This is a genomic window from Streptomyces beijiangensis (assembly GCF_017315755.1).
Taxonomy (GTDB): Bacteria; Actinomycetota; Actinomycetes; order Streptomycetales; family Streptomycetaceae; genus Streptomyces; species Streptomyces beijiangensis.
In genome coordinates, this window is sequence record NZ_JAFLRJ010000082.1 from 1 (window position 1) to 6625 (window position 6625).

Genomic DNA, 6625 nt, shown 5'->3' on the forward strand with positions numbered 1-6625 from the left:
TCGGTCTGGAGGGCGAGGTCCTTACGGCCCGGGACCTCGCCCTCCAGACCGAGCAGCGCGATGAACTCGTCGTAGAACTGCTGCTCCAGGGGGCCCACGGCCATGTACGCGCCGTCCGCGGTCTCGTACGTACCGTAGAAGGGACAGCCGCCGTCGAGGAGATTGGCGCCGCGCCGGTCCTGCCAGCCGCCCGCCGCCATCATCCCGTGGATCATCGTGGCGAGATGGGCCGCACCGTCGACGATCGCGGCGTCGACGACCTGCCCGGCGCCCCCGTCGGTACGGGCGTGCTGCAGCGCGGCGAGCACTCCGACCACGAGGTAGAGCGAGCCTCCCGCGTAGTCCCCGACCAGGTTGGCCGGTACGGTCGGCGGCTCGTCCGGCTTGCCGATCATGCCGAGCGTCCCGGTGATCGCGATGTACGCGATGTCGTGCCCGGCGCGCTGGGCGAGGGGGCCTTCCTGGCCCCAGCCGGTCATCCGTCCGTACACCAGCCGGGGGTTGCGGGCGAGGCACTGCCCGGGACCCACGCCGAGCCGCTCCGCCACCCCTGGCCGGAAGCCCTCGATGAGGATGTCGGCGCGCTCGACGAGATCGAGGACGAGGCCGGGTCCGTCCTCTGCCTTGAGGTCGATCAGCACCGAGCGTTTGTTGCGATTGGTGAGGTCGTACGCCGGATTCACCGCGAGGCCTCCGCCGCCGGGCCGGTCGACCCGTACGACGTCGGCGCCGAGATCGGCGAGGAGCATCGCGGCGAACGGGCCGGGCCCGATGCCCGCCAGCTCGACCACGCGCACCCCGGTGAGCGGGCCGTTCCCTGTCGCTGCCATCAAGCCCCCAGCTGTATGACAATTCTGATGTAACATCAGTGATGCTAAGAACGTGTTCCACTCTGCACAAGCCCCTGAGCCAAGCAAGCGCTCAGTTCTTTGCTCTCCTCTAGAGTGCCGCAGATGAGCAGACACATAGCCTTCGAGCGGCTGCACAACTTCCGTGACCTGGGCGGCTACCGCACCGCGGACGGCCGGTCGGTCCGGCCGGGCGTCCTCTACCGCTCGGATTCGCTCGCCAAGCTGGCCGGCGACGACTGGGACCGTTATCTGGCGCTCGGCGTACGCACCGTGATCGATCTGCGCTACCCGTGGGAGATCGAGGCCAAGGGCCGGGTCCCCGAGCACGCCGGGCTCACGTACCACAACCTCTCCATCGAGCACCGCCCCTACGACCAGGCCGCGCTCGGTCCCGACGTGCCCGTCGGCCGCTATCTCGCCGACCGCTTCGACGAGGTGGCACACGACGGGGTGAAGGAGATCCGCCGGGTGCTGGAGGTCGTCGCCACGGAGACCGAGGGGCCCGTCGTCTTCCACTGCGCGTCCGGGAAGGACCGGACAGGACTCATCGCGGCACTGGTGCTCGACCTGGTCGGGGTCCCCGAGGAGACCGTCGTCGAGGACTTCGCCCTCACCGGACTGGCCTCCGAGCGGCTGCTCGCCGACTGGATCGCCGACCACGAAGGCCGCAGGCCCCTCTGGCCCGGCTACGGGCGCGCGCCCGCCGAGATCATGCGGCTCTTCCTCGACGGCATCGACGCACGGTACGGATCCCTCACCGGTTACGCCCGTGAGCAGCTCGCCGTGGACGACGAGCTGATCGCCGCCCTGTCGGCACGACTCCTCGCACGCTAGCCTCAGCCACCGACAACGACGCGGGACCGACGGCGGAGGCGCAGTGGAACGGCAGTACGACATCGTGCTCTACGGGGCGACAGGCTTCGTGGGCACGCTGACGGCGGAGTATCTCGCCGCCCATGCGCCCCAGGAGTGCCGCTGGGCGCTCGCGGGGCGCGACCTGCGCAAGCTGGAGGCGCTGCGCGAGCGGCTCGCCGCGGTGGACCCGGAGTGCGCGACGCTCCCGCTCGTCCTGGCCGACTCCTCCGACCCTCTGTCGCTGCGGGCTCTCGCCGAGTCCGCGCGGGTGGTGGCGACGACCGTCGGTCCGTACATCTGGTACGGCGAGGGCCTGGTGGCCGCCTGCGCGGAGGCGGGCACCGACTATGTGGACCTGACGGGCGAGCCGGAATTCGTCGACTCGATGTACGTACGTCACGACGCGCGGGCGCGCGAGACCGGCGCACGCCTGGTGCACGCGGCGGGGTTCGACTCCGTGCCCAACGACATCGGGGTGTACTTCACGGTCAAGCAGCTGCCGGAGGGGGTGCCGCTGCGGATCGACGGTTTCGTACGGACCCATGCGTCCTTCTCCGGCGGCACCTTCGCCTCCGCCCTGACCGCGATGAGCCGCGGCCCCCAGGTGCTCCGGGCGGCCCAGGACCGCCGCAGGCACGAGCCGCGCCTGGTGGGGCGGCGGGCGCGCGGACCGGTCGGGGCGCCGCACTTCAGCCGGGAGACCGGGCTGTGGGCGCTGCCCTTGCCGCTCATCGACCCGCAGGTGGTGGCCCGTTCGGCGGCCGCGCTCCCCCGCTACGGGCCCGACTTCCGCTACCGGCACTTCGCGGGCGTCCGACGGCTGCCGACCGCCCTCGGCGCCCCGGTCGGAGCGGGCGCGGTGCTGGCGCTGGCCCAGCTGCCGCCCGTACGGAACTGGCTGATGAGCCGTGTCGCGGCGGGCAGCGGGCCGAGCCAGGAGCGGCGCAGCAGGAGCTGGTTCGTGACGCGCTTCGTGGGCGAGGGCGGCGGGCGGCGCGTCTTCACCGAGGTGTCGGGCGGGGACCCGGGGTACGACGAGACGGCGAAGATGTTCGCCGAGAGCGCCCTGAGCCTGGCCTTCGACGACCTGCCGCAGACGGCCGGCCAGGTGACTACGGCGGTGGCGATGGGTGATGCGTTGCTGGCCCGGCTGCAGGCGGCCGGGCTGAGGTTCCGGGTGGCGGACGCGCGCTAGGAGCGGTCAGATCGAGCGGCCGGCCACCGCCACCACGAGCAGGACGGTGGCCGCCGCGCACACGCCGTGCGCGACGACGGCCGTGACCGGGAAGTGCCGTTCGGCCGCCTTCTGGCTGCCCTGCGCATGTCGCCCCGGGCTCGGCAGCCACCGGAAGAGCATCATCGCGCCGAACGAGGCGACGACCAGCACCACGCCGCAGGCCGCCCAGGCGGAGGCCTGCATATGCGCGAACAGATAGAGCGCCCAGGCGGCAAGCCCTGTTGCGGCCAGCACCACATGACCCATGATCAGCCAGATCGGCAGCCGGGTCACCCCAGCCGTCCGCTGCCGCAGACCGCCGTGGCGCATCCAGATCACGAACAGGTAGAGCCCCAGGGACGCCGTCAGCAGCCAGGCGCCCAGAACGACAAACCCCATCGCCACGCCCCTCGTCCGGCACCGTCCGGTGCCCTGCACTCATGAGAGACCCGCCCCCGGCGCACGCCGGGACAAAGGTTCCGCGCGTTACCCGAAAGAGTGAACGGGGGTGCCATTTAGGATCGATTCCATGACACCGTCAGCTACCGCCCGCACCGTAACGACCCTGGACGGGCTCCTCGCCCCCGGCGATGAGCGGCAGGGGGCGCTGTGGCGGCTGGCGGAGCCGGGACGCGGTCTTGACGCCAATGTCGTACGCCTCGGGCCGGGGGCGGTCGTCGCGGATCACAGCGACGACGTACTCGATGTGCTTCTGGTGGTGCTGGACGGCGAGGGACGACTCGTCACCCCCGAGGGCCGGCAGGAGCTCGTCCGGCACGCCGTCGTCTGGCTGCCGAGGACCTCGCACCGGTCGCTGGAGGCCGGAGCGCCGGGGCTGGTCTATCTGACCGCCCATCGGCGCCGCCCCGGTATGGCCATCGCGAACGCGGCGGCCGATGCGGGTGGCGAGGCGGCCTGTCTGCTCGACCGGGTCTGTCCGGAGTGCGGGCGGCTGGCGTCCGAGCGGGACGCGCGGTTCTGCGGGCGCTGCGGGCAGGCACTCAGCCGCTGAGCGCCCAGGAGCCGATGGTCAGGACCATCAGACCGACCCAGACCACGGCCGCCAGGGCAGCGACGGCGAGTACGCCCATCACGGTGCGTTCGGCGGTGGTCGTGGTGGCGGCGGCGCGCTGTGTTGTCATGCACCCACTCTCTCGATCTTCACAGGGAGCCGGTATCCGCTCACGTACTTAGATATGGCTGCCTCACATATGACCGGCTCAGATACGGCTGCCTGACGCGGTGCCGGACGTGGCCGTCTCGAAGCCCGCGACGAGGCGCAGCACGGCGGTCCTGCCGGATCCCGAGGGTCCCCGCATCGAGAAGAACTCGCCGTGCCCGATGCCGAGTTCGATTCCCGGGACACCTTCCAGATCTCCGAGGCTCTTGCGCAATGCGTGCAGACGGATGGCGTTGCGCTCCCTGCCGCCCGACGGTCCCCACTTCGGCAAAAGGCCACAAGACCCGCTGGCGTACCGGATCCCGGAACCCACTATCGAAGCGCTTCGACATCGCGTAATTTGTTTCGCGCATCCACCACTCAAGGAACCTCTATGAAGTTCACGAACGGCTTCTGGCTCATGCGCGAGGGCGTCCGTGCCTCGTACGCGACCGAAGTACGAGACCTCCAGGCCGGCGCGGGCCGGGTCGCCGCATACGCCTCCGTCACCCGGGTGGCCTCCCGCGGCGACACTCTCAACTCGGCCCTGATAACCGTCGAATGCCACTCCCCCGCCGAGGGGGTCATCGGCGTGCGGGCGACGCATCACGCGGGGAAGACCCGCCCCGGACCGGAGTTCGAGCTTCCGGGCGCCGACTCGTCGCCGACCGCCCACACCCGGCGCGAGGGCACCGTCACCGAACTGGTCAGCGGACCGCTCACCCTTCAGCTGGACAGCGAAGGTCCGTGGGGCCTGCGCTTCCTCGACGAGGACGGGCGCCGGCTGACCGCCGTGGAGCCCAGGGGCACCGCCTTCGCCACGGCCCCGGACGGCACCCACCACATGATCGCGCAGCTCTCGCTGGGCGTCGGAGAGTCCGTCTACGGCCTGGGCGAACGCTTCACCCCGTACGTCAGGAACGGCCAGACGGTCGACATCTGGCAGGCGGACGGCGGCACCAGCAGCGAGCTGGCGTACAAGAACATCCCCTTCTACATGTCGTCCCGGGGCTACGGCGTCTTCGTCAACCACCCCGGGAAGGTCTCCTTCGAGATCGGCTCGGAGTCGGTAGGCCAGGTGCAGTTCAGCGTCGAGGACCAGTCGCTGGAGTACTTCGTCGTGGCGGGCCCGACGCCCAAGGACGTACTGCGCCGCTACACCGCCCTGACGGGACGGCCCGCGCTGCCACCGGCCTGGTCGTTCGGGCTGTGGCTGACGACGTCCTTCTGCACGGCGTACGACGAGGAGACCGTCACCTCCTTCGTCGACGGGATGGCCGAGCGCGACATCCCGCTCTCCGTCTTCCACTTCGACTGCTTCTGGATGCGCGAATACCAGTGGTCCGACTTCGCCTGGGACCCGGAGGTCTTCCCCGATCCGGAGGGCATGCTGACCCGGCTGAAGGAGCGCGGGCTGCGGATCAGCATGTGGATCAACCCGTACATCGCGCAGAAGTCCGCGCTCTTCGCCGAGGCGGCCGAACAGGGCTTCCTGGTGCGGCGGCCGAACGGCGACATCTGGCAGTGGGACCTGTGGCAACCGGGCATGGCCCTGGTGGACTTCACCGATCCGGCGGCCTGTGAGTGGTACGCCGGGAAGCTGCGAGTCCTGCTCGACCAGGGCGTCGACTGCTTCAAGACGGACTTCGGCGAGCGCATCCCGACCGATGTGGTCTGGCACGACGGCTCCGATCCGGAGCGCATGCACAACTACTACGCACATCTGTACAACCGGACGGTCTTCGACCTGCTGGAGAAGGAGCGCGGGCACGGCGAGGCGATCGTCTTCGCCCGGTCCGCCACTGCGGGTGGCCAGCAGTTCCCGGTGCATTGGGGCGGCGACTGCTTCGCCTCCTTCAACGCGATGGCCGAGTCGCTGAGGGGTGGTCTGTCGCTGTCGATGTCGGGATTCGGCTTCTGGAGCCATGACATCGGGGGCTTCGAGGGGACGCCGGACCCTGCGGTCTTCAAGCGGTGGCTGGCGTTCGGGCTGCTGTCCTCGCACAGCCGGCTGCACGGCAATGTCTCCTATCGGGTGCCGTGGGAGTTCGGCGAGGAGGCGGTGGATGTGGCGCGCCAGTTCACGCTGCTCAAGCACCGGCTGATGCCGTATCTGTACGGGGTCGCGGTGGAGGCGCATCTGACGGGGGTGCCGATGATGCGGCCGATGCTGCTGGAATTCCCGGGGGACCCGGCCGCACGCACGCTGGACCGGCAGTACATGCTCGGCCCGGATCTGCTGGTCGCGCCGGTGTTCACGGCGGACGGCGAGGTCGAGTACTACATCCCCGAGGGGGTGTGGACGCATCTGCTGACCGGCGAGAAGGTCACGGGCCCGGTGTGGCGCCGGGAGACGCACGGCTTCGACAGCCTGCCGCTCTATGTGCGGCCCGGTGCGGCGCTGCCGTGGGGGGCGGACGATCAGCGGCCGGACGGGGAGTGGCTGGAGGGGCTGACCCTGCGGGTGTTCGAGCTGGGCGAAGCGGCGGAGGTGGAAGTGAACGTTCCTGACCTCACGGGGGCGGTGGCGGGGACGTTCCGGGT

At 70.3% G+C, this 6625-nt stretch carries 8 protein-coding genes; 4 read left to right on the forward strand and 4 right to left on the reverse strand.

Annotated features, from left to right (window positions below):
• The coding region (locus tag J0695_RS09360; RefSeq protein WP_307798521.1) for a CaiB/BaiF CoA transferase family protein at positions 1 to 830 on the reverse strand (830 nt) is incomplete at its 3' end.
• Between the two features lie 123 nt (positions 831 to 953).
• Between J0695_RS09360 and J0695_RS09365 the strand changes: the two genes are divergently transcribed.
• Both J0695_RS09365 and J0695_RS09370 read left to right on the forward strand, forming a co-directional pair.
• Positions 954 to 1685 (forward strand): tyrosine-protein phosphatase, encoded by a 732-nt coding sequence (locus J0695_RS09365; RefSeq protein WP_206961422.1) that lies wholly within the window; start codon positions 954 to 956, stop codon positions 1683 to 1685.
• 43 nt (positions 1686 to 1728) lie between these two features.
• Complete coding sequence (locus J0695_RS09370; protein WP_206961423.1) at positions 1729 to 2901, forward strand: saccharopine dehydrogenase family protein; 1173 nt, start codon at positions 1729 to 1731, stop codon at positions 2899 to 2901.
• 6 nt (positions 2902 to 2907) lie between these two features.
• Here J0695_RS09370 and J0695_RS09375 read toward each other — a convergent pair whose 3' ends face one another.
• Complete coding sequence (locus J0695_RS09375) at positions 2908 to 3321, reverse strand: hypothetical protein (protein ID WP_206961424.1); 414 nt, start codon at positions 3319 to 3321, stop codon at positions 2908 to 2910.
• Positions 3322 to 3451: 130 nt separating this feature from the next.
• Here J0695_RS09375 and J0695_RS09380 point away from each other — a divergent pair, with 130 nt between their 5' ends.
• Positions 3452 to 3934: a zinc ribbon domain-containing protein gene (locus tag J0695_RS09380; RefSeq protein WP_206961425.1), complete on the forward strand. Its 483-nt coding sequence runs from the start codon at positions 3452 to 3454 to the stop codon at positions 3932 to 3934.
• On the opposite strand, the gene mmpA is transcribed toward J0695_RS09380, so the two are convergent.
• Complete coding sequence (gene mmpA, locus J0695_RS09385; protein ID WP_206961426.1) at positions 3924 to 4064, reverse strand: morphogenic membrane protein MmpA; 141 nt, start codon at positions 4062 to 4064, stop codon at positions 3924 to 3926. The genes J0695_RS09380 and mmpA overlap by 11 nt on opposite strands.
• 78 nt (positions 4065 to 4142) lie before the next feature.
• Complete coding sequence (locus J0695_RS09390; RefSeq protein WP_206961427.1) at positions 4143 to 4373, reverse strand: P-loop NTPase family protein; 231 nt, start codon at positions 4371 to 4373, stop codon at positions 4143 to 4145.
• 102 nt (positions 4374 to 4475) lie between these two features.
• Here J0695_RS09390 and yicI point away from each other — a divergent pair.
• Positions 4476 to 6625, forward strand: a 2150-nt coding sequence (gene yicI / locus J0695_RS09395; RefSeq protein WP_206961428.1) for an alpha-xylosidase, incomplete at its 3' end; no start/stop codon positions are given.